This is a genomic window from Microbacterium invictum (assembly GCF_034421375.1).
Classification (GTDB): Bacteria; Actinomycetota; Actinomycetes; order Actinomycetales; family Microbacteriaceae; genus Microbacterium; species Microbacterium invictum_A.
The window spans coordinates 2,180,559-2,201,490 of the sequence record NZ_CP139779.1; the positions used below are offsets into that span (position 1 = coordinate 2,180,559).

Sequence of the window (20,932 nt, forward strand, 5' to 3'; positions counted from 1 at the left end):
CGCACGACAGCCACGACGGAGGACGACAGTGACCCAGAACGCCCCCGCCGCAGCGGCGCGGCCCCGCGAGCAGTGGACCGGTCAGGTCGGCTTCATCCTCTCGGCGATCGGATCGGCCGTCGGCCTCGGCAACATCTGGCGCTTCCCGGGCGTCGCCTACGAGAACGGCGGCGGGGCGTTCCTCATCCCGTATCTCGTGGCGCTCCTGACCGCGGGCATACCGATCCTGTTCCTCGACTACGCTCTCGGGCACCGGTTCCGCGGCGCCGCGCCGACCGCGTTCCGCCGCATCGGTCGCTCGCTCGGCCGGTTCACCGAGTCGCTCGGCTGGTTCCAGGTGGCGATCGCCTTCGTGATCGGGCTCTACTACACCGCGGTGATCGCCTGGGCGCTGAGCTACTTCGTCTTCTCGTTCGACCTGCGGTGGGGCGATGACCCCGCCACCTTCTTCCAGGCCGACTTCCTCCAGGTCGGCGACCCCGGGCTGAGCCTGGAGTTCGTGCCCGGGGTGCTCATCCCCCTCGCTCTGGTCTGGATCGCGGCGATCCTCGTCCTCGCCGCCGGGGTGGCCAAGGGCCTGCAGCGGGCGAATGTCATCTTCCTGCCGGTCCTCATCGTCGCCTTCCTCGTGCTGGTGGTGCGGGCGCTGTTCCTCGACGGCGCCGCCGAGGGACTGAACGCCCTGTTCACCCCGAACTGGGCGGCGCTGGGCGACCCGAACGTGTGGATCGCGGCGTACAGCCAGATCTTCTTCTCGCTGTCGATCGCCTTCGGGATCATGATCACCTACGCCTCGTACCGCCGCCGGCGGTCGAACCTCACCGCCCCCGGCCTGGTGGTCGCGTTCGCGAACTCGTCGTTCGAGATCCTCGCCGGGATCGGAGTCTTCGCGACGCTGGGGTTCTTCGCCTTCCAGCAGGGCATCGAGGTCTCCGAGCTCGAGGGTCTGACCGGCGTGGGGCTGTCGTTCATCACGTTCCCCGCGATCGTGTCGCAGATGCCCGGTGGCCCGCTGTTCGGCTGCCTCTTCTTCGGCTCGCTCACCCTCGCCGGGTTCACGTCGCTGATCTCGGTGCTGCAGGTCGTCTCGGCGGCGTTCCAGGAGAAGTTCCGCCTGACCCCGCGCGCCGCGGCCGCCACGGTCGGCTCGGTGTCGGCGGTGCTGTCGATTCTGCTCTTCTCGACGACCACGGGGCTCCTCGCCCTCGATGTCACGGACCAGTACGCCAACAACGTCGGGATCGTCGCCTCGGCGGTGCTCACCACGATCCTGGTCATCTGGGTGCTGCGGGGCGGCCCCGAACTCCGCTACCACCTCGATGCGGTCTCCACCTTCAAGGTCGGGCGCGTCTGGGCGCTGCTCGTGGGCGTCCTGGCGCCGATCGTCCTGGCATACATGCTGATCCAGCGCGTCGTCGTGCTGATCGTCGAGGGGTACGGCGGACTCCCGCCGTGGTACCTGGCGGTGTTCGGCTGGGGGACGATCGCGTTCCTGGTCGTCGCGGCGATCGTGATGTCGGCGCTGAAGTGGCGGGACTCGCCCGACGACTTCCGGGCGTGGCCGCCGTTCCCCCCCGAGGGTCAGCCTGCGACACGGAAGGAGCGGGTGCGATGACCGGCCTCGCCATCGCTTTCCTGATCCTGTCGATCACGATCGTCTGGGGAGGGCTGGTCGCCAGCATCCTGTTCCTTCGGTCGCGACCGGAACCGGCGGAGTATCCGCCGGGCGGGGTCGACGATCACCGCGAAGACATCGGTCCTGCCGAGCGCGACACCTGAACCCTGCGTCGTGCGCGCTGCACCGTGCGGACGACGGCCCGTGCGGGGACGCCGACGACCACGGCCAGCCGTCCCGCCGGGGTGCGGTCCATGGGTCCGAGCACCGTCTTGCGCTCCCACGCCAACCGCAGTCGGCCGCCGCGCCCGGTGTGAAGGACCGGCTCGGCGAGAAGCCCCTGTCGGCGGAGCCCGACCAGTCGTTCGACGTCCGCGACCCAGTCGTCGTCGGCCCCGTCGTGGAGGTAGTTCTCCCGCGACCACTGCGGGGTCGGCAGCCGGAATCGCCCGGCGAGGAGGTCATCCTCCCCGCCGAGGACCCCGCTCCCCTCGAAGACCACGTTGATCAAGGCGGGCGACACGCCGAAGGTGTCGAGGGCGAGCACCGGGATGCCGCGCGCGATGGCTTCGATCGCCGCCGTCGAGCTGATCGTCACCAGCCCCCGGGCGTGATCGAGGGCCGACTGCATCGGCTCGGTCGACACGACGAGATTCTCCGGCGTCGCGCCCAGCGAACGCAGGAGGTCGGGGAAGGAGTCGCGCTCCACATGGGTCTGGTGCTCCCCCTCGGCGGCGCGCAGCTTGACGACCACACGGCGCGACGAGTCGGCGAGCGCGAGCCGTCGGAGCATCTCGGCCAGCCGCAGGCGGTCTGGCCGCTCTCGCGGCACGACCGCCTGCGTGGCGAAGACGACGTCGGTCGCATCCGCGTCGTGCCGGCGGTCTCTCGCCCGTTCGGCGGCTTTGGCGAACGGGAGGGTGGCCAGAGCGAAGCGGTGCCGGATGCCCGTGCGCACCGACAGGGCAGCGAACTCGGTCCGCTCGCGATGGGAGTGCACCACGAAGAGGTCCGCCCCCCGCCGGTAGATCAGCGCCTTGCGCGTGGCCGGGATCGAGATGCCGGGGAGGCCGGTCACGATCACCGGACGCGCCGGGAGGTCCGCCAGAAGCCGGGCGAGCACCCGCACGAGGGGTCCGCGCGCACCGAGCACCACGACGTCGGGCGGATCGTCGAGGAGGCTCCGTCTGAGGCGATCGAGGCCGACGCGGGCGACGGCACCGCCCGGCAGGCCGCTCGTCGCGAGGGCCGCCCGCTGCTGGTCGGCCGAGACGGCGAGCGGGGTGTCGAGGATCCTCATGGAGCGATTCCAGTGCTCGGGGGCACTTCCGACCAGGGCCGCCGTCCACTTCACGTACGAGTCGGTGTCGGCGATGCCGACGATCCGGATCCGCGGGGCAGGCCCCCTTCTCGTCGTTCCCGTCACCTCGGCTGTCACGTCGCGACGCGGCGGAGCTTGGCCATCGGGCCCTGCTCGCTGTCGTACACGCGCTTGACGCCGTCACCGAGCGCGGCCTCGATGATCCGGATGTCGCGTACGAGGTGCTGAAGACCGGCCGGTTCGAGCGAGGCGGCGTGGTCCGAACCCCACATCGTGCGGTCGAGCGTGATGTGGCGCTCGACAGCGACGGCCCCGAGTGCGACCGCGGCGAGCGAGACCTGCAGTCCGCGCTCGTGGCCCGAATAGCCCACCGGAACACCCGGGAACCGCTCGCGCAGGGCCGGGATCATGCGGAGGTTGGCCTCCTCCGGCTCCATCGGGTACGTCGACGTGGCGTGCATCAGCACGAGGTCGTCGGTGCCGAGGACCTCGACCGCCCCGGTGATCTGCTCCATCGTCGACATCCCCGTGGAGAGGATGACGGGCTTGCCGGTGTCGCGGAGGGCACTCAGCAGCGCGCGATCGGTGAGGCACGCCGAGGCGACCTTGTGCGCGACCACGCCGAGGTCCTCGAGGAATTCGACGCTCGGCACATCCCACGGTGACGCGAACCACTCCAGACCCCGCAGGATCGCGTGGTCGGAGATCTCGATGTACTGGTCGCGGTCGAACTCGACGCGCCGGCGGTAGTCGAGGTAGCTCATCGTGCCCCAGGGCGTCTCGCGCGGGATGTCTCGCATGTGCTCGGGAGTGGAGATCTCGGGGGTGCGCTTCTGGAACTTCACCGCGTCCACGCCGGCGTCCGCTGCGACGTCGATGAGGCGCTTGGCGATCTCGACGTCGCCGTTGTGGTTGAGCCCGATCTCGCCGATGACGTAGGCGGGGTGGCCGCCTCCGATGACGCGGGTGCCGATGGTGACGGTCATGGTGTGGTCCGGTTCTCGTGGAGGAAGGGGACGGACGTCGGTCCGCGACGGGCGCGGAGCACGCGCTCGGCGAGTTCTCTGACGGCGCCGTCGCCGCCGCGACGGTCGAGGACGATCCGCGCAGCGCTGAGGACGAGGGGATCGGCGTCGCCGACGGCGACCGGCCAGCCCACGATGTCCATCGCGGGGATGTCGTTGACGTCATTGCCGAGGTACGCGATGCGCGAGAGCGGGATGCGCGCGGCGTCCGCCCACTCGCGCAGCGCGGCCGCCTTGTCGTCGACGCCCTGGAGCACCTCGACGCGGAGTTTGCGCCCCCGGGCGCCGACGACGGGGTTCTGCTCCGTCGAGAGGATGAGGAAGGGGATGTGCGCGGCCCGCAGGCGGGCGACGCCCATGCCGTCGGCCCGGCTGACGCGCACCGACTCGACCCCGGTCTCGGTGACCGTGACGGTGTCGTCGGTGTGCACACCGTCGAAGTCGGTGACGACGGCGTCGACGTCGAGGGGCTCGGGCACGTCGACGAGGGGAGACAGAGCCCGCGCGAATTCGAGTTCGGCGAAGGAATCGATCTCGATCGCGGTGCGCTCGGGCACCTCGGCGATCCCGATACTGCCGAAGAAGCGATGCTGGACGGTTCGGAAGCCCTTGGCGCGCATCACGTAGAACGCACCGGTCTCGAGGTAGTGCGGTTCGCGGTCCTGCCGGCGCGGACGGCGGTCGGCGCGGTGGTTGATGGCCTCGGCGCAGTCGCCAGTCCCCTTCCGCCACAGGAATCCGTAGGTCTCGATCGCCGAGAACACCGAGTCCCGACGTCGCTGCTGCACGAGCCGGATGGCGCCGGCGAGCGCCTCGCTGTCGATGAAGGGCGAGGTGGCCTGCAAGAACGCCACGACACCGACGTTGATCTCGCGCGCCTCGAGGTCGTCGAGGGCGTGGAGGATCGCCGATTCCGAACTCGCCGTGTCTCCGGACAGGTCGGCGGGACGCCGGATGATCTCGGCTCCCCATTCCTCGGCGACCGCGGCGATCTCGTCGTCGTCGGTCGACACGCACACGCGATCGACGAGGTCGCATCGCCGCGCGGCCTGGATGGCTCGCCCGATCAGGGGGATCCCGCCGACACGTCGCAGATTCTTGCGCGGGATGCCCTTCGACCCGCCCCGGGCGGGGATGATCGCGACCACGTCGCTCATCGCTCGGCTCCCGCTCGGGTGTCCGCTGTCGGGACCGGCTCGCCGTTGATCGTCGAACCGCTCCCGGCGAGGACGAGGCGGAGGGTGGTCGAGGTCGTCGAGGGGAGGGTGTGCAACTCGAGCGGCCGGGTCGCGCCGGCGAGGATCAGCTCCACGGGGACCGATGCCGCGGTCACCGCGACACCGGGGATGCGGCGGACGGCGTCGAGCTGTTCGGCGTTCTCGCGCCGGTGCGGGAGGTAGGTCGCCGGCTCCGCGCCGGCCGGTGCAGCGGCGGCCACCTCGGTGAGCCACGCGAGATAGGCGTCGCGCGACATCCGCCCATCGATGGGTCGGGCGCTTCCCAGGATGACGCGGGTGCCGAGATCGGCGGACGCAGAACCCGTCGCGCGCGTCCAGGCGAATCCGTGGCGCTCGACCGCGAAGCCCCGGTCGCCCATTGCGGTGATGCGGTCGCGGCCGAGGTCGAAGGCCGTGAAGAGGTGCGCGGCCCGGGCACGGGCGCGGCGGGCGATCGTCTCGGCGGCGAACGGGGCGACGCGCGAGGTCAATCCCCGCTCCGCCACGTGGGGGCGGGCGTACGGGCGGCGCTGCAGCAGGGTGTCGGCGAAGGGCAGAGCGATGGCGCCGTCGTCGAGGAAGGTGAGGGTGCGCGGACGCAGGATCGACGCGGCGAGGCGGAACTGGCCGGAGAACCCGTCGCCGACGAGCCAGTGCGGATGCTGCGCGAGCAGCTTCCACGGGATGCCGAGGTAGGGCTCCATCTCGCCGAATCGCGCACCGCGCGACAGCAGGAGGTCGGCGGTCTCGGACATCTGCGGCGTCAGCCGGCCCGCAACGGGGACGGTGGTGCCGTACGCGGCCGCCCATTCGGCGGCGCCGAGGAGTTGCAGGGGTGATTCCACCCACGCCAGCACGGCGTCTCGGTTCATGCCACCTCCCAGAAGGTTCAGCGTCGATCGCGAGGATGAACGGCGAGGAGTCCTCCGAGGGTCGGTGGGCGACCGGCAGGTGAACGTCCGGTGGACGGCGCCGGGTGTGGATAACTCCGAGTCCACCCGCGGGGGCGCATTACGGTGGTGTCCGTGAAACGTCGGGTCGGATGCGTCGCGCATGGCGCGTGGGCAGCGGTCGCGGGTCTCGCGCTCAGCGCGATGCTCGTGACCGGGTGCACTCCCCAGCCGGATCCCGAAGAGTCGCGGGAACCGTTCGGAACAGAGGAAGAGGCTTTCGCCGCCGCGGAGGAGACCTACCGCAACTACGTCGACGCCTTGAACGCCGTCGACCTGAGCGATCCGGCGACGTTCGAGCCCGTCTACGAGTGGACGACCGGCGACCTCAACGCAAGCGACCGCGAGGGACTTAGCCAATACCACGCAACGGGCGCCCGAGTGAGTGGCGCTTCAGTGCCGAGAGTCATCGAGCCGGTCATTGTGGATCGACCGGAAGGCCGCATCGATCTTGCGGTCTGCCTAGACGTGTCGAGCGTCACAGTTAGCAACCCCGACGGTTCGTCACTCGTCGACCCAAATCGCGTTCCTATTCAGAGCCTCACAGCAACGCTGGTAGAGTCGCCAGACTCTGAGACCGGGTTGAAGTTAGCCTCAATCTCTGGCCGAGAAGGCGAACCCGTATGCGGTTGATTCTCTCTGCCGCGCTCGCCGCTTCAGCGCTCTTTGGTGGCCTGCCGGCTTCGAGTCAGTGCAATGACGTCGGGACGTGGACATCCACGTGCGTGGAGAACACGGGAACCGAAGTCAACGTCGGCGCCAGCACGGGCTCCGGCGGAGGCGGATCGCAGAACGGCGGTCCCCCGCGCGGCGGAGCTTCCGAGGCTGTCGACCCCGCCGCGCCTGCCGAGCCCGCGTGCGTCGTCGAGTTGCGACGATGCGACATCAACTACGAAGTCGAGGCGCCTCCCGAGGTGACGATCGAGGATCTCGCGTCGTTCCGTCCCGCCCTGCCGCAGCTCGGCGGCGAACCCGCCGGGTTCGGCGTCGTGGGGATGCCGACGAACGTGTTCGCGTCGGCGAGTGCGCAGGAGATCCCCGGCGAGATCCTCGGCTGGGATGTGATCGTCCGCTTCGAGCCGTCGGCCTACGTGTTCTCCTACGGCGATGGAACGACCGTACGGTCATCCTCGGGCGGGTCGTCGTGGTCGACGCTCGGTCAGCCCCAGTTCACTCCGACTCCCACCAGCCACGTCTACACCGACCGCGGTGTCTACCCGGTGTCGGTCACGGTCGAATACACCGCAGCCGTCACCTTCGGGTCGACGTGGCGCCCCGTCGCCGGAGTCGTCACCGCGTCGGCCGGCGGCTACGACGTCGACGTCCGCGAGGTCCGCACCGCGCTCGTCGACCGCACGTGCGTGGAGGATCCGGGCGGCCCGGGCTGCTGATCCCGGGCGAACGGCGTGACAGGATGTGCGCATGCCGGATCGCCTGATGCTGCTCGACTCCGCGTCCCTGTACTTCCGCGCGTTCTACGGTGTCCCCGACACGGTCAAGGCGCCCGACGGGACACCGGTCAACGCGGTGCGCGGCTTCCTCGACATCATCGCCAAGCTCGTGACGACGTACAAGCCCACGCGCCTCGTCGCCTGCTGGGACGACGACTGGCGTCCGCAGTGGCGGGTCGACCTCATCCCCTCCTATAAGGCGCACCGGGTCGCCGAGATCGTGGCCGGCGGTCACGACGTCGAAGAGGTCCCTGATCCGCTCGAGGCCCAGGTTCCGATGATCCGCGCGACGCTCGACGCCCTGCGGATCCCCATCGTCGGGGCGGCGGACTACGAGGCGGATGATGTCATCGGCACGCTCGCCACAACGGCGACGGTACCGGTGGACATCGTGACCGGCGATCGGGATCTCTTCCAGCTCGTGAACGACGAGCGCGACGTGCGCGTCGTGTACACCGCCCGCGGCATGAGCAACCTCGACGTCATCACCGCCGACGTGGTGACGAAGAAGTACGGGGTGCGGCCCGATCAGTACGCGGACTTCGCGACCCTTCGAGGGGATTCGTCCGACGGGCTGCCCGGCGTCAGCGGCGTCGGCGAGAAGACGGCGGCGAGCCTGCTCTCGCAGCACGACGACCTCGCGGGCATCGTCGCAGCGGCAAAGGCCGGCGAGGGGATGTCCGCGGGCGTGCGATCGAAGATCCTCGCGGCGCTCCCCTACCTCGACGTCGCTCCGCGTGTCGTCGAGGTGGCGCGCGACCTCGATCTCACCGTGAACGGCGACGAACTCGCCGCCCTCGATGCCGCCGCGACGCAGGCCGCTCGCGAACTCGCGGAGCGCTGGGCGCTGGGCGGGTCGATGGACCGGGTCCTCACGGCGATCGGGGCCGAGAGCGTCTGACGCCCACGCTCAGCTCCCCGATTGACGCTTCCGGATGACGCGAAGGATCTCCTCGGTCAGCGCGCCGGTCTCCGACGACGCCGGAATCTCGGCCCGACTTCCTCCTGTGAGCGCGGCCGTGACAACCGCCTTCACCTCGGAGCGGTCGACCCCAGGGGGAACCCGGAACGCGAGGATGTCGAAGTCTCGCGCGTCGTAGTCCGGAACAGTGGCGCGGACGCGACCCACCTCGGGCTGCTCGCTGGTCAGGTGAAGATGCGTCCGCAACTCGGGATCGAATCCGGTGACGCCGATGTACACGATCTCGTTCGTTTCGAGATCCATCCAGACGTAGATCCACGAGCCGGACGGCTGCACCCGACCCGCGAGGACACGGATCTCACGGTGGACGTCGGCGCTCATCCGTCCACGGTAGCCAGGCGCAGCGGCGCCGCTGACATCCCCCGCTTACGACCCCGGAACGCAACCGCCGCCTTCGCGGGGGCCTCCGACCTCGACCTGGACCGTCTGCGCCGAGATCTCCCCGTAGAAGCATCCCCCTTCGACGCCCATCGCGCCGAACGTCAGACTCCGCGCATCGCTGATCGTCTGCACGTCGGCCAGCCCGATCTCCGAAAGCCTCGCGGCGACCGCGTCCGGCGTGACCTCGCCGTCGCCTCGCAGCGCATCCAACGCGACGCTCACCTCGGGGACGAGCTCGCGGTTCGCGGCGACCGCGTCGTCCGAGAGCGGCATCCGCTCGCGACGAGCGTCGCCGTCAGCCGTCGCCTGGCCGGCATCCCGCGTCGGAGCGACCGACGCCGACTCCCCTGACCCGCCCGCGTCGCCACCCGTGCATCCCGACACCGCGGCTCCTGCGATCGCAAGAACGACCGCCAGGCCGGTCGCGCCGCCCAGACGTCGCCCGCGTGTCATCCTCGCCCGCCCTTCGCCCCGCCTCGCGATCCTCCGCGCATGGAGGCGACGCTAGCCCCGATCAGCACCGCCGAGTAGACCCCCACCAGCGCGAGCACGAGGAGGAGCGCCGGGGTCCAGCTGCCGGTGAGGTCGTGCAGCAGACCGAATACCGGGCCGCCGGTGGCCGCGACGACGTACCCGCCACCCTGTACGAGAGCCGACAGGCCTGCAGCCTCGCTGTCGCTGCGCGCCACGGCCACAAGCACCGAGAAGATGACGACGAAGCCGCCCGCATGCCCGATCGCGCCGATCGCGAGCCACAGGCCCAGCAGCTCCGGCGCCGCGAGCAGCCCCGCACCGAGCACGACCCACGCCACGCAGATCACCATCGGCGGCACCAGTCGTGGCGTCCACCGGGCGAGGAACGGCACCACGAACGCCCCGGCGATGCCGGCGCCCTGGTAGATGGACGCGAGTGCACCGGCGGCGTCGGGCCCGACGCCGAGTTCGTCGGACGCGATGGCCGGCAGCCACGTCGACAGACCGTAGTAGAGGAAGCTCTGCATCCCGAACGACGCCACGAGGAGCCACGTGACGGGCCGCCGCATCATCGAGCGCTCTGCGCGGCGCGAGGCGATCACAGGCAGCGGACCCGTGATCGTGGCGGGATCGATATCGAGACCGGATGCCGCGTCGTGGCCTTCGCGCCGGGGCGCAAACTCTCCGGAGTAGCGCTCCGCGCCCGGCCCCTTACGACGAGATCGCGTCAGGTGAGCACCCCACAGGACGATGCCCGCGACGGTGATGAAGGACCACGTCAGAAGCGCCAGCGGCCAGCCGATGAGGGAGGCCAGCGGCGCGGTCAGCGACGAGGTGAGCAGCGACCCCACATTCATGGTCGCCGCGTAGGCGGCGGTGACGAGCCCAACCCGCTCAGGCGCCACGTCGCGCCGGATGATCACCGGAATCACCACGTTGCCGATGGTGATGGATGCTCCGATGACCATCATTCCGGCGAGCATGAAGCCGAAGTCCGGCACGGTGCGGATGACGGTCCCGAGGAGCACGCCAGACAGAGAGACGAGCAGGGCCATCTCCGCACCCGTGCGTCGGACGAAGACCGCCGCGAGCGGGGTCAGCAGCGCGAACATGAGCACCGGCGCGGTGGTGAGGAGTCCCGCACTCGCGCCGGTGATGCCGAGGTCGGCCTCGATGTCACGAAGCACCGGCGTGGGCGAGACGATCGGCCCGCGCAGGCTCAGCGCGGCGGTGAGCACGCCGGCGATGACGAACCACGGGAAGGAGGAGCGACTCACCGCCGTGCGCCCGTCCACTTCCGGAGCCTGTCGAGCGGCCAGGTCGTGACGATCCGTTCCGCGGGAACGCCGGCTCGCTCGGCGCGCTCGGCGCCGTAGTCCAGCAGCGACAGCTGTCCCGGCGCGTGGGCGTCGGAGTCGATGGAGAACAGGCAGCCGGTGTCGAGGGCGATCGCGATGAGGTCGTCGGGCGGGTCCTGTCGTTCGGGGCGGGAGTTGATCTCGACAGCGACCCCGTGCTCGGCGCACGCGTCGAACACCGCGCGCGCGTCGAACTCGGAAGGCGGACGCGTCCCGCGCGATCCCTCGACCAACCGCCCGGTGACGTGTCCGAGCACGTCCACGCGGCCGCTGGAGACCGCGGCGACCATGCGCCGCGTCATCGGCCCGCGCTCCATGCGCAGATGGGAATGCACGGATGCGACGACCACGTCGAGCTCGCGGAGGAGGTCGGCCTCCTGATCCAGTCCCCCGTCGTCGAGGATGTCGACCTCGATGCCGGTGAGGACGGTCGTGGTCCCGGACGGGAGCGAGCGGACGACTCCCAGCTGTTCGCGCAGCCGCTCGGCCGAGAGCCCGTTCGCCACGCGCAGGCGCGGGGAGTGGTCGGTCAGGGCGAAGTACTCGTGTCCGAGATCGTTCGCGGCGGCGACCATGAGGTCGATGGAGGTGAGGCCGTCCGACCATTCGCTGTGGGCGTGCAGGTCTCCTCGCAGAAGGGGGCGCAGGGTCGAGGTCCGCTCCTCGCCGGCCAGCGCCCGCAGATCCGTCAGATACTGCGGCACCTTTCCCGCGAGGGCTTCCTGGATGACCGCGAAGGTCGAGTCGCCGATGCCTTTCCGCCGCTTCAGAGAGGCGGTGTCGCGCAGCTGAGCGTCGTCGAGGGCGGCGATCGCATCCGCGGCGGTGCGGAAGGCCTTGGACTTGTACCGCGACGACCGCTCCCGCTCGAGAAGTCGCGCGATCTCGGTCAGCGCTTCGTGCGGGTTCATGCCCCCGCGAGCGCCTGGGAGGTCGTGACCCATTCGTCGAGCTTGCGGGCGGCCGAGCCGTCGTCGACGGCTGCCGCGGCGACATCCCGGGCTTCTGAAAGCCGCTCGAGGATCGGACGGCCCGCCTGCCCGGGGTCGCGGAAGAGTCGGTAGGCGACGATGCCGGCAGCGGCATTGAGCAGCACGATGTCTCGGACCGGACCGCTCTCACCCCCGAGCACGCGGCGCACCACGGCGGCGTTCTCGTCGGGCTGACCGCCCAGCAGGTCGTCGATGTCGGCGAGGGGGATGCCGAGATCCCGGGGATCGAGGTCGTGCTCGTGCACGTCGCCGAGGCTGATCTCCCACAGGCGGCTGTGGCCGGTCGTGGTGAGCTCGTCCAATCCGTCGTCACCGCGGAAGACCAGCGCGGTGGCCCCCCGGGTGCGGAAGACGCCCGTGATGAGCGGCACCCGATCGAGGCTCGCCACACCCACGGCGTTCGCCTCTGCGCGTGCCGGGTTGCACAGCGGGCCGAGGAAGTTGAACACCGTCGGGACGCCCAGCTCCCGCCGCACGGGGCCGGCGTGCCGGAATCCCGGGTGGAAGGCCGTTGCGAAGGCGAAGGTGATCCCCGCGCGGGAAAGACTCTCGGCCACCGCGGCCGGGTCGAGGGTCAGATCGATGCCGAGGGCCGCGAGCACGTCCGACGACCCCGACGAGGAGCTCGCGGCCTTGTTTCCGTGCTTGACGACGGGAATTCCGGATGCGGCGGCGACGACGGCGGCCATCGTCGAGACGTTCACCGTGCCGAACCTGTCACCGCCGGTCCCGACGATGTCGAGGACGTCGGCGGGCACGTCGAGCGGCACGGCGGCCTCGAGGATCGCGTCGCGGAAACCGACGATCTCGTCGACGGTCTCGCCCTTGGCCCGCAGGGCGGTGAGGAAGCCGCCGATCTGCGCGGGCGTCGCCTCGCCGTTCATGATCTGACGCATCGCCCATGTCGATTCGGACACGCTGAGGTCGCGCCGATCCAACAGGCTCGTCAGCACACCCGGCCATGAAGAGAGCTCCGCCATGGGCATCAGCCTACTGTCGAGCACCGTCGAGACATTTCGTGGGCTTTTGCGAGCGGAAGCCCAGGGATCATCCAGCCGGGGGATTGGTTCGACGGTGAGAGATCGACCCTATGCGATGGGCGATCGACGGCCTGATCTCAGACATAATGGGGAGCGTGACGACCACCCCTGCCACCTACTCCCAGGCCATGCGGTCCGTCAAGCGACCCGATCCGGTCGCCGTCGGAACGATCGTATGGCTCGGTTCGGAGGTGATGTTCTTCGCGGGTCTCTTCGCGATCTACTTCACCCTCCGCAGCACCTCTCCCGAGCTCTGGGCCGAGCGCACCGAGCTCCTGAACGTGCCGTACGCGACCGTCAACACGATCATCCTGGTGCTGTCGTCGGTGACCTGCCAGATGGGTGTGTTCGCCGCCGAGCGCGCTCAGCCCTACACGGTGAAGTCGAACCGGTTCTGGAACCGCTGGGGAATGGTCGAGTGGTTCTGGCTGACGTTCGCGCTCGGCGCGATCTTCGTCTCGGGTCAGGTGTGGGAGTACGCCCAGCTCGTGTACGAAGGTATGTCGATCGACGCAGACTCGTACGCCTCGGCCTTCTACCTCACGACCGGGTTCCACGCCCTCCACGTGACTGGCGGCCTCATCGCCTTCCTGCTCGTCATCGGACGCGCCTACGCCGTCCGCAACTTCGGGCGGAAGGAAGAGACCTCGGCGATCGTGGTGTCCTACTACTGGCACTTCGTCGACGTCGTGTGGATCGCCCTCTTCCTCGTCATCTACTTCCTCAAGTGAGAGCGGAGCTGAATCCGGATATGCCACGCAAGAAACCGCACCGCTCGACCGGCCGCCGCAGCCCCTGGGCCGCCGCAGCGCTCATCGGTATCGGCCTCCTCATCACGGGGGGCGTCTACGCCGGAGCCTCCGCAGCGGTCGCCGCCACCGACGACGGTGGCTCGACACAGGAGCTGACCGTCGAGGACGGCGAACTGCTGTTCCAGGCCAACTGCGCCACGTGCCACGGTCTGGACCTCCAGGGTTCCGAGGCCGGCCCGTCGCTCTACGGCGTCGGTGAGCTGTCGGTCCACTTCCAGGTCAGCACCGGGCGCATGCCGCTGCAGGCGCAGGGTCCGCAGGCTCCGCAGAAGCCCGTGCAGTTCACCGACGCACAGACGCAGGCCCTCGCCGAGTACGTGCAGTCGGTGGCCCCAGGTCCGGAGTTCCCGGCCGACGAGGTTCTGGACGGTGAAGGAGACGCCTCGCACGGTGGCGAGCTGTTCCGCATCAACTGCGCGATGTGCCACAACGTCGCCGGTGCCGGTGGCGCCCTGACCGAGGGCAAGTACGCCCCGGCTCTGGACGGCACGTCGCCGCTGAACATCTACGCCGCGATGGTGACCGGCCCGCAGAACATGCCGGTGTTCAACAACATGAACCTCTCCCTCGAGGAGAAGCGGGACATCATCACCTACCTGCTCTACATACAGGAAAACCGGTCCCCCGGTGGGTTCGAGCTCGGTTCGCTGGGCCCGGTCTCCGAGGGTCTGTTCATCTGGATCTTCGGCATCGGTTCGCTGATCGCCATCACCGTGTGGGTCACGGCGAAATCCAACTGACCCGACACGACACAGCAACGAGGAGCACCATGGCACACGAGGACGACGCGCTCGCCCACGAGAGGGATTCCTGGAAGCCCTCGAGCGGTCTTGCCGTGGCCGTCAAGGAGCCGGTCCAGACGCCGGCTCTGCCGCCCCACCGTGAGCGGATGACGGACAAGGACCCCGCCGCGATGAAGCGGGCGGTCCGCACGGTCTACACCCTGTTCTACCTGTCGGTCGCCGGCAGCATCGCCGCGATGGTGGCGTACTTCGCGTTCCCGATCGAGAGCGGTCGGCTCACCGACATCCGGTACAACAACCTCTTCATCGGTCTGGGCATCGCCCTGGCCCTGCTGGCCATCGGCATCGCCGCGATCCACTGGTCGAAGGCGATCATGGCCGACAAGGAGCACATCGAGCCCCGGCACGCCACGCGCGGCAAGGACACGACCCGCGCCGCGGTCGTGGAGTCGTTCCGCACGGCCAACGAGGAGTCCGGTTTCGGTCGCCGCGCACTGATCCGCAACGGACTGTTCGCCGCGCTGGCCGCCTCGATCCTGCCCGGCATCACGCTGTTCCGCGGTCTCGCTCCTTTCGACTCGACGGAGAACCCGATCGCGGGCAACCCGGTCGCGCTCCTGGAGCACACGATGTGGGGCGAGGGCATGCGCCTCGCGCTCGACCCCACGGGCGAGCCCATCCGCGCCGCGGACGTCACCCTCGGATCGGCGTTCCACGTCATCCCCGAACCCCTCGCCGAGCTCTCCCACGAGGAGGGCTACCTCGAGGAGAAGGCCAAGGCGATCGTCCTCCTCATGCGTCTGCGTCCGGAGGATCTGCCCGCCGAGACCAACCGCCTGGACTGGACCTACGACGGGATCGTGGCCTACTCCAAGGTCTGCACGCACGTCGGCTGCCCCGTGGCTCTCTACGAGCAGCTGACCCACCACCTGCTGTGCCCCTGCCACCAGTCGCAGTTCGACGTGGCCAACGGCGCACGGGTGATCTTCGGCCCGGCCGCCCGGCCGCTGCCGCAGTTGCCGATCACCGTCGACGACGAGGGCTACCTCGTCGCCCAGAGTGACTTCACCGAACCCGTTGGGCCGAGCTTCTGGGAGCGTCGATGAGCACCGGGACCCACCCCACAGACAACATCAGCCGCGAGCCGGCCATGACGGATGGCACCGGCGTGGCGACGGACGGCAAGCCGCTCGGAGGCCGCTTCGTCGGCTGGGCGGCCAACTACGTCGACGAGCGCACCAGCGTCTCCGGCCTGGTCAAGGAACTCGGTCGCAAGATCTTCCCCGACCACTGGTCGTTCATGCTCGGCGAGATCGCGCTCTGGAGCTTCGTCGTCGTCCTCATCTCGGGGACGTTCCTGACGTTCTTCTTCGACGCGTCCATGGTCGAGACCCACTACACCGGGTCGTGGCTTCCGATGCGGGGAATCGAGATGTCCGCGGCGATGGCCTCGACCCTCGAGATCTCGTTCGACATCCGCGGCGGCCTTCTCGTCCGACAGATCCACCACTGGGCGGCGCTGGTCTTCATCGCCGGCATCGGCGTGCACATGCTCCGCGTGTTCTTCACCGGCGCGTTCCGCAAGCCCCGCGAGCTCAACTGGGTGATCGGTTTCGTCCTGTTCGTCCTGGCCATGGGTGAGGGCTTCACCGGCTACTCGCTCCCCGACGACGTCCTCTCGGGCAACGGCCTGCGCATCATCGACGGAATGATCAAGGGCATCCCCCTGATCGGCACGTGGACCTCGTTCCTGCTCTTCGGCGGCGAGTTCCCCGGCACCGCGATCGTCGGCCGCCTGTACGCCCTGCACATCCTGCTGCTGCCCGCGATCCTCGTGGCGCTGCTCGTGGCGCACCTGATGCTGATGATCATCAACAAGCACACGCAGTTCGCCGGCCCGGGCCGCACGAACGACAACGTCGTGGGCTACCCGATGATGCCGGTGTACATGTCCAAGATGGGCGGCTTCTTCTTCATCACCTTTGGCGTGATCGTGCTCGTCGCGTCGCTGTTCACGATCAACCCGATCTGGAACTACGGCCCCTACGACCCGTCGCCGGTCTCGGCTGGTACGCAGCCGGACTGGTACATCGGCTTCGCCGACGGGATGCTGCGTCTGATCCCGCCACACCTGGAGACGGTCTTCCTCGACCGCACGTGGTCGTGGAACATCATCATCCCGATCACGGTCCTCGGTCTCTTCCTCGTCGTCGTGGCTCTCTACCCCTTCATCGAGGCGTGGATCACGGGCGACAAGCGCGAGCACCACATCGCCCAGCGTCCCCGCAACGCCGCGACCCGCACCGCCATCGGCGCGGCCGGTGTCACGTTCTACGCGGTGATGTGGGCGGCGGCGTCGTCCGACCTGATCGCGACGCACTTCTGGCTCACGATGGAGGGCGTCATCCACACCCTCCAGGTGGCGCTCATCCTCGGTCCGATCATCGCCTACTTCGTCACCAAGCGCATCTGCATCGCGCTGCAGAAGAAGGATCGCGAGATCCTGCTGCACGGCTACGAGTCGGGCCGCATCGTCCGCCTCCCGGGCGGCGAGTACATCGAGGTCCACCAGCCGGTCGACGAGTACGAGCGCTGGAAGCTCATCGAGACCGACGTCTACGAGCCCCTCGTCGTGCGCCCGAATGCGAAGGGCCGCATCCCGTGGCACCAGAACGTGCGTGCGTCGATCTCACGGTGGTTCTTCGAAGACCGACTGACCCCTCTCACGCAGACGGAGCTCGACGCGGCATTGGAGCACCAGCACCACACGCTCGACCACGTCGCCAGCGAGAAGCAAGCCGAGCTCCAGGGTGCGCACGAGCGCGCCGGGGTCCCGGATGCTCCGCACGTTCCGATCGACGACGGCAGCCGCTCCGAGACGGCCGTCCGCCCCTCGAACGTGATCGTCGCCGAAGAGACACGTCCGTCCTCGCGCGATAAGGACTGATCCGCTCCGATCTACGGGCCCTGCTCTCCCCCGGGAGGGCAGGGCCCGTCGTCGTACGACGTGCGGACGAATCCGGCGCGGGAATGAACGGCAGGAAAGCGCCGGTCGCCGACCGTCACCCGCATCGAGAAGCCGCACGAGCATCCTCTACGGTGAACCCATGATCGACGCCGCCTCCTTCTTCGCCGCAAAGCTCGCCTACGAGACCGACGCCTCCGACGTCTACGCCGCTCAGCGTGCGGGTCAGGATCTGGTCCTCCTCGACGTCCGCAGTCACGAAGCCTGGCGGCAGGGCCGCATCACCGGCGCGCGACACCTCCCCTACCGGGAGATCCCCTCGCGGGCGCCCGAAGAGCTCGCGGGCGTGACGGAGGTCGTCGTCTACTGCTGGAGCCCCGGCTGCAACGCCGGCACGAAGGCGGCGGCCATCCTCGCCGGTCTCGGCATCGGTGTGCGGGAGATGATCGGGGGGTACGAGTACTGGGTGAGGGAGGGCCAGCCCACCGAGAACGACGAGGGCCCGCTCCCCCGCACGTTCGACCCTCAGGTGATGGTCGTGACGTCGGACACCTCCCCGGTCTCCTGACCAGCGCTGACCGCGCAAGAGCCCGTCAGACGGCGGTGAGGTGACGGAACGGGTCGTCGTCGGTGAAGCGTCGCGCCGCCGCGCCGACGAAGACGGGAGTCCCCCGCGCCGGCACATCGTCGGAGGCGCGTACATCGGTCACGACGACGGTGACGTTGTCGGCTGCACCGGCCTCGAGCGCAAGGTCGATGAGCGCAGACGCCGCCTCTTCGCGGTCATCCCGTCCCAAGGCCTCGCTCACCGCGACGTCGCCGACGTAGTCGGTGAGGCCGTCGCTGCACAGCAGCCAGCGATCGTCCACGCGCGGATCGACCCACGTCACGAGCGGGAGGTCGTCAGGGCCTCCCGACAGGGAGGCGGTGATGAGGTTCCGGTGGGGGTGGGTCGAGGCGTCCTCGGCGCGCACGTGGCCGCCGTCGACGAGAGCCTGGACGAAGGAGTCGTCCCTCGTCATCCGCGTCATCGTTCCCGACCGCAGCGAGTAGGCGCGGGAATCACCGATGTGCGCGAGGAGCAACCGGCCCCGGTGCCCGACGAAGAGACCGGTGAAGGTCGTCGCCATGCCCGCCAGCCGGGGATCTCGGTGCGCGTGGGCGGCGAGGTCCCAGTTCGCCAGAACCGTCCGCTCGGTCAGCATCTCGGCGTCGGGCGCCTGGTGCCATCCCGCGACGAGACGATGGACGAACGCTGCGGACGCGAGATCTCCCGCGGGACCGCCGCCGACGCCGTCAGCGACACCTGCTCCCCAGGGCGCGGCGAACGCCGAATCCTGGTTGCTTGGTCGCGGGCCGGAGGCGGATGCCGCGGCCGACTCCAGCCGGAGCGTCACCGTCAGCGGGCGAAGTATCCGCGGTAGTACTCGTAGACCCAGCCGACGATCGCGACGGCGAAGACTCCGAGGCCGATGGGGACCATCCACGCCCCGACCGCGAGCCCGACGAAGGCCAGACCCGCGGAGGAGGCCAGCACGATGGGCCACCACGACCACGGGCTGAACTCGCCCATCTCGGGGTCGCCGTCATCGATGTCGGCGGTCAGCACGTCCTCCGGGAGCTCTCCACCCTGAGCGACATGCACCCGCTGGATGTAGAACGCGATGAGTGCGGCCATGAAGGCCGTGAACAGCAGGGCAACCGATCCGACCCACTCGACGGCCGAGAACCACGGGACCTCGGACGTCGTGTAGGCGATGATGTTCCACACCGTGTAGAACGCGAAGACCAGCAGGAAGAAGCCGCTGAGCAGCCACCACAGTCCGACGTTGGTACGCACTTACTTGACCTCTCCCTGTGCCAGGTCGACCACGGGGGTGTCGGGCGCGTCCTTCGCGGGACCCACGCCGACGGGCAGGCCCGCCTCGGGGTGGTTGAGGTCGAACGCCGGGCGCTCGCTGCGGATGCGCGGAATCGAGGTGAAGTTGTGCCGCGGCGGCGGGCAGGATGTCGCCCACTCGAGCGAGGCGCCGTAGCCCCAGGGGTCGTTCACGGTGACCTTGGGGGCCTTCCGCGCGGTGATCCAGACGTTGAACAGGAACGGGATCATCGATGCGCCGAGGATCATCGCACCGATCGTCGAGACCTGGTTCTGCCAGGTCCACCCGTCGGCGGCGGCATAGTCCGCATACCGTCTGACCATGCCGTCCACGCCCAGCCAGTGCTGGATGAGGAAGGTCATGTGGAAGCCGATGAACAGCAGCCAGAAGTGGATGATGCCGAGGCGCTCGTTCAGCATCCGCCCCGTCCACTTCGGCCACCAGAAGTAGAAGCCGGCGAACATCGCGAAGACCACGGTGCCGAAGACGACGTAGTGGAAGTGCGCCACGACGAAGTACGAGTCGGACAGGTGGAAGTCCAGCGGCGGGGACGACAGGATGACGCCGGTCAGGCCACCGAAGACGAACGAGACGAGGAAGCCCAGCGCGAACACCATCGGTGTCTCGAAGGTCACCGATCCGCGCCACATCGTGCCGATCCAGTTGAAGATCTTCACGCCGGTCGGAACCGCGATGAGCATCGTCATGAGCGCGAAGAACGGCAGCAGAACGCCGCCGGTGACGTACATGTGGTGCGCCCACACCGCCACCGAGAGCGCGGCGATCGCGATGGTCGCGTAGACGAGCGTCTTGTACCCGAAGATCGGCTTGCGGCTGAACACCGGGAAGACCTCCGACACGATGCCGAAGAAGGGCAGCGCGATGATGTAGACCTCGGGGTGGCCGAAGAACCAGAACAGGTGCTGCCAGAGCAGGACGCCGCCGTTCTCGGGGTCGTAGATGTGCGACCCGAAGATGCGGTCGGATCCCGCCGCCAGGATGGCCGCGGCGAGGACCGGGAAGGCCATCAGGACCAGGATGCTGGTGACCAGCGTGTTCCAGGTGAAGATCGGCATGCGCCACATCGTCATGCCCGGCGCACGCATCGTGATGATCGTGGTGATGAAGTTCACCGCGCCGAGGATGGTGCCGAAACCGCTCATGCCGAGGCCGAGCATCCAGAGATTGCCGCCGACGCCTGGGGAGAAGGTCGCACTCGCGAGCGGTTGATACGCGAACCAGCCGAACGACGCCGCCCCGGCAGGAGTGAGGAAGCCCGAGACGGCGATCATCGAGCCGAAGAGGAACAGCCAGAAGGCGAAGGCGTTCAGGCGCGGGAAGGCCACGTCCGGAGCGCCGATCTGCAATGGCAGGATCGCGTTGGCGAAGCCCGCGAACAGGGGCGTCGCGAACATCAGGAGCATCACGGTGCCGTGCATCGTGAACAGCTGGTTGTACTGCTCCTTGGTCGGTACGACCTGCATACCGGGTTCGAAGAGCTCGGCCCGGATGATGAGGGCCATCACGCCGGCGAACATGAAGAAGATCACCGACGCGATCAGGTACATGTACCCGATCGTCTTGTGGTCCGTGGAGGTGATCCACTTGACGACGATGTTGCCCTTCTGCTCGACGCGCGACGAGCTGAGCAGGGCTGCCTGACGCGGCGGCAGCGTCGTGGAGCGTCCGGGGGTGGATTCTTGCAGTGGCAGTGTCGTCGCCATGA

At 68.9% G+C, this 20,932-nt stretch carries 22 protein-coding genes; 10 read left to right on the forward strand and 12 right to left on the reverse strand.

Going from position 1 to position 20,932, the window contains the following annotated elements; genetic code table 11:
* The first annotated feature begins 28 nt into the window (after positions 1–28).
* Both T9R20_RS10555 and T9R20_RS10560 read left to right on the forward strand, forming a co-directional pair.
* On the forward strand, positions 29–1,615 hold the full coding sequence (locus T9R20_RS10555; RefSeq protein ID WP_322409272.1) for a sodium-dependent transporter: 1,587 nt from the start codon (positions 29–31) through the stop codon (positions 1,613–1,615).
* Positions 1,612–1,779 carry a methionine/alanine import family NSS transporter small subunit gene (locus tag T9R20_RS10560; protein ID WP_322409273.1) on the forward strand — a complete coding sequence of 56 codons (168 nt, stop codon included), beginning with the start codon at positions 1,612–1,614 and terminating at the stop codon, positions 1,777–1,779. Before T9R20_RS10555 ends, T9R20_RS10560 begins: the two co-directional genes overlap by 4 nt.
* Here the strand turns inward: T9R20_RS10560 and T9R20_RS10565 are convergent.
* The 4 genes from T9R20_RS10565 to T9R20_RS10580 are packed head-to-tail and all read right to left on the reverse strand — an operon-like array spanning position 1,740 to position 6,050.
* Positions 1,740–3,053 (reverse strand): DUF6716 putative glycosyltransferase, encoded by a 1,314-nt coding sequence (locus T9R20_RS10565; RefSeq protein WP_322409274.1) that lies wholly within the window; start codon positions 3,051–3,053, stop codon positions 1,740–1,742. The genes T9R20_RS10560 and T9R20_RS10565 overlap by 40 nt on opposite strands.
* Complete coding sequence (locus T9R20_RS10570; RefSeq protein ID WP_322409275.1) at positions 3,050–3,922, reverse strand: N-acetylneuraminate synthase family protein; 873 nt, start codon at positions 3,920–3,922, stop codon at positions 3,050–3,052. Before T9R20_RS10570 ends, T9R20_RS10565 begins: the two co-directional genes overlap by 4 nt.
* Positions 3,919–5,118 carry an acylneuraminate cytidylyltransferase gene (locus tag T9R20_RS10575; protein WP_322409276.1) on the reverse strand — a complete coding sequence of 400 codons (1,200 nt, stop codon included), beginning with the start codon at positions 5,116–5,118 and terminating at the stop codon, positions 3,919–3,921. Before T9R20_RS10575 ends, T9R20_RS10570 begins: the two co-directional genes overlap by 4 nt.
* Positions 5,115–6,050 (reverse strand): hypothetical protein, encoded by a 936-nt coding sequence (locus tag T9R20_RS10580; RefSeq protein WP_322409277.1) that lies wholly within the window; start codon positions 6,048–6,050, stop codon positions 5,115–5,117. Before T9R20_RS10580 ends, T9R20_RS10575 begins: the two co-directional genes overlap by 4 nt.
* Before the next feature lie 153 nt (positions 6,051–6,203).
* On the opposite strand from T9R20_RS10580, the gene T9R20_RS10585 reads away from it, so the two are divergent.
* The 3 genes from T9R20_RS10585 to T9R20_RS10595 all read left to right on the forward strand — a co-directional run bounded on the left by T9R20_RS10585 (position 6,204) and on the right by T9R20_RS10595 (position 8,480).
* A complete protein-coding gene (locus T9R20_RS10585; protein ID WP_322409278.1) occupies positions 6,204–6,761 on the forward strand; it encodes a hypothetical protein in 558 nt (185 codons plus the stop codon).
* A gap of 92 nt (positions 6,762–6,853) precedes the next feature.
* Positions 6,854–7,519: a hypothetical protein gene (locus T9R20_RS10590; protein WP_322409279.1), complete on the forward strand. Its 666-nt coding sequence runs from the start codon at positions 6,854–6,856 to the stop codon at positions 7,517–7,519.
* 31 nt (positions 7,520–7,550) lie between these two features.
* On the forward strand, positions 7,551–8,480 hold the full coding sequence (locus T9R20_RS10595) for a 5'-3' exonuclease (RefSeq protein ID WP_322409280.1): 930 nt from the start codon (positions 7,551–7,553) through the stop codon (positions 8,478–8,480).
* 9 nt (positions 8,481–8,489) lie between these two features.
* Here the strand turns inward: T9R20_RS10595 and T9R20_RS10600 are convergent, their stop codons facing one another.
* Genes T9R20_RS10600 through trpD form a run of 5 tightly spaced genes read right to left on the reverse strand, consistent with a single transcriptional unit; the run spans position 8,490 to position 12,746 of the window.
* On the reverse strand, positions 8,490–8,882 hold the full coding sequence (locus T9R20_RS10600; RefSeq protein ID WP_322409281.1) for a hypothetical protein: 393 nt from the start codon (positions 8,880–8,882) through the stop codon (positions 8,490–8,492).
* 45 nt (positions 8,883–8,927) lie between these two features.
* On the reverse strand, positions 8,928–9,395 hold the full coding sequence (locus T9R20_RS10605) for a hypothetical protein (RefSeq protein WP_322409282.1): 468 nt from the start codon (positions 9,393–9,395) through the stop codon (positions 8,928–8,930).
* A complete protein-coding gene (locus tag T9R20_RS10610) occupies positions 9,392–10,711 on the reverse strand; it encodes a CynX/NimT family MFS transporter (RefSeq protein ID WP_322409283.1) in 1,320 nt (439 codons plus the stop codon). Before T9R20_RS10610 ends, T9R20_RS10605 begins: the two co-directional genes overlap by 4 nt.
* Positions 10,690–11,685 carry a PHP domain-containing protein gene (locus tag T9R20_RS10615; RefSeq protein ID WP_322409284.1) on the reverse strand — a complete coding sequence of 332 codons (996 nt, stop codon included), beginning with the start codon at positions 11,683–11,685 and terminating at the stop codon, positions 10,690–10,692. Before T9R20_RS10615 ends, T9R20_RS10610 begins: the two co-directional genes overlap by 22 nt.
* The gene (gene trpD, locus T9R20_RS10620) at positions 11,682–12,746 is read right to left on the reverse strand and encodes an anthranilate phosphoribosyltransferase (RefSeq protein WP_322409285.1); all 1,065 of its coding nucleotides are present in this window, start codon (positions 12,744–12,746) and stop codon (positions 11,682–11,684) included. Before trpD ends, T9R20_RS10615 begins: the two co-directional genes overlap by 4 nt.
* A 146-nt stretch (positions 12,747–12,892) precedes the next feature.
* On the opposite strand from trpD, the gene T9R20_RS10625 reads away from it, so the two are divergent.
* The 5 genes from T9R20_RS10625 (at position 12,893) to T9R20_RS10645 (ending at position 17,894) form a co-directional block, all read left to right on the forward strand.
* Positions 12,893–13,537, forward strand: a complete 645-nt coding sequence (locus T9R20_RS10625; RefSeq protein WP_289263394.1) for a cytochrome c oxidase subunit 3 — start codon at positions 12,893–12,895, stop codon at positions 13,535–13,537.
* Positions 13,538–13,557: 20 nt separating this feature from the next.
* Positions 13,558–14,358, forward strand: a complete 801-nt coding sequence (locus T9R20_RS10630; protein ID WP_322409286.1) for a cytochrome c — start codon at positions 13,558–13,560, stop codon at positions 14,356–14,358.
* A gap of 29 nt (positions 14,359–14,387) precedes the next feature.
* Complete coding sequence (locus tag T9R20_RS10635) at positions 14,388–15,467, forward strand: ubiquinol-cytochrome c reductase iron-sulfur subunit (protein ID WP_322409287.1); 1,080 nt, start codon at positions 14,388–14,390, stop codon at positions 15,465–15,467.
* Between the two features lie 44 nt (positions 15,468–15,511).
* A complete protein-coding gene (locus T9R20_RS10640; protein WP_322412160.1) occupies positions 15,512–17,308 on the forward strand; it encodes a ubiquinol-cytochrome c reductase cytochrome b subunit in 1,797 nt (598 codons plus the stop codon).
* Between the two features lie 160 nt (positions 17,309–17,468).
* Positions 17,469–17,894, forward strand: coding sequence for a rhodanese-like domain-containing protein (locus tag T9R20_RS10645; RefSeq protein WP_322409288.1), 426 nt, complete (start codon positions 17,469–17,471; stop codon positions 17,892–17,894).
* Positions 17,895–17,919: 25 nt separating this feature from the next.
* Here the strand turns inward: T9R20_RS10645 and T9R20_RS10650 are convergent, their stop codons facing one another.
* From T9R20_RS10650 to ctaD, 3 genes are read right to left on the reverse strand one after another with little or no spacing between them, the layout of a single operon-like run.
* Positions 17,920–18,723 (reverse strand): PP2C family protein-serine/threonine phosphatase, encoded by an 804-nt coding sequence (locus T9R20_RS10650; protein WP_322409289.1) that lies wholly within the window; start codon positions 18,721–18,723, stop codon positions 17,920–17,922.
* Between the two features lie 2 nt (positions 18,724–18,725).
* Positions 18,726–19,166, reverse strand: coding sequence for a cytochrome c oxidase subunit 4 (locus T9R20_RS10655; RefSeq protein ID WP_322409290.1), 441 nt, complete (start codon positions 19,164–19,166; stop codon positions 18,726–18,728).
* Positions 19,167–20,930 carry a cytochrome c oxidase subunit I gene (gene ctaD / locus T9R20_RS10660; protein ID WP_322409291.1) on the reverse strand — a complete coding sequence of 588 codons (1,764 nt, stop codon included), beginning with the start codon at positions 20,928–20,930 and terminating at the stop codon, positions 19,167–19,169.
* Positions 20,931–20,932 lie beyond the last annotated feature (2 nt).

What these genes read in the sequence shown, in the direction of transcription:
- T9R20_RS10560 (WP_322409273.1), top strand. Translation starts at nt 1,612, where the DNA reads ATGACCGGCCTCGCCATCGCTTTCCTGATCCTGTCGATCACGATCGTC.
- T9R20_RS10570 (WP_322409275.1), bottom strand. Translation starts at nt 3,922, where the DNA reads ATGACCGTCACCATCGGCACCCGCGTCATCGGAGGCGGCCACCCCGCC.
- T9R20_RS10575 (WP_322409276.1), bottom strand. Translation starts at nt 5,118, where the DNA reads ATGAGCGACGTGGTCGCGATCATCCCCGCCCGGGGCGGGTCGAAGGGC.
- T9R20_RS10580 (WP_322409277.1), bottom strand. Translation starts at nt 6,050, where the DNA reads ATGAACCGAGACGCCGTGCTGGCGTGGGTGGAATCACCCCTGCAACTC.
- T9R20_RS10595 (WP_322409280.1), top strand. Translation starts at nt 7,551, where the DNA reads ATGCCGGATCGCCTGATGCTGCTCGACTCCGCGTCCCTGTACTTCCGC.
- T9R20_RS10600 (WP_322409281.1), bottom strand. Translation starts at nt 8,882, where the DNA reads ATGAGCGCCGACGTCCACCGTGAGATCCGTGTCCTCGCGGGTCGGGTG.
- T9R20_RS10605 (WP_322409282.1), bottom strand. Translation starts at nt 9,395, where the DNA reads ATGACACGCGGGCGACGTCTGGGCGGCGCGACCGGCCTGGCGGTCGTT.
- T9R20_RS10615 (WP_322409284.1), bottom strand. Translation starts at nt 11,685, where the DNA reads ATGAACCCGCACGAAGCGCTGACCGAGATCGCGCGACTTCTCGAGCGG.
- trpD (WP_322409285.1), bottom strand. Translation starts at nt 12,746, where the DNA reads ATGGCGGAGCTCTCTTCATGGCCGGGTGTGCTGACGAGCCTGTTGGAT.
- T9R20_RS10625 (WP_289263394.1), top strand. Translation starts at nt 12,893, where the DNA reads ATGGGGAGCGTGACGACCACCCCTGCCACCTACTCCCAGGCCATGCGG.
- T9R20_RS10630 (WP_322409286.1), top strand. Translation starts at nt 13,558, where the DNA reads ATGCCACGCAAGAAACCGCACCGCTCGACCGGCCGCCGCAGCCCCTGG.
- T9R20_RS10635 (WP_322409287.1), top strand. Translation starts at nt 14,388, where the DNA reads ATGGCACACGAGGACGACGCGCTCGCCCACGAGAGGGATTCCTGGAAG.
- T9R20_RS10640 (WP_322412160.1), top strand. Translation starts at nt 15,512, where the DNA reads ATGACGGATGGCACCGGCGTGGCGACGGACGGCAAGCCGCTCGGAGGC.
- T9R20_RS10645 (WP_322409288.1), top strand. Translation starts at nt 17,469, where the DNA reads ATGATCGACGCCGCCTCCTTCTTCGCCGCAAAGCTCGCCTACGAGACC.
- ctaD (WP_322409291.1), bottom strand. Translation starts at nt 20,930, where the DNA reads ATGGCGACGACACTGCCACTGCAAGAATCCACCCCCGGACGCTCCACG.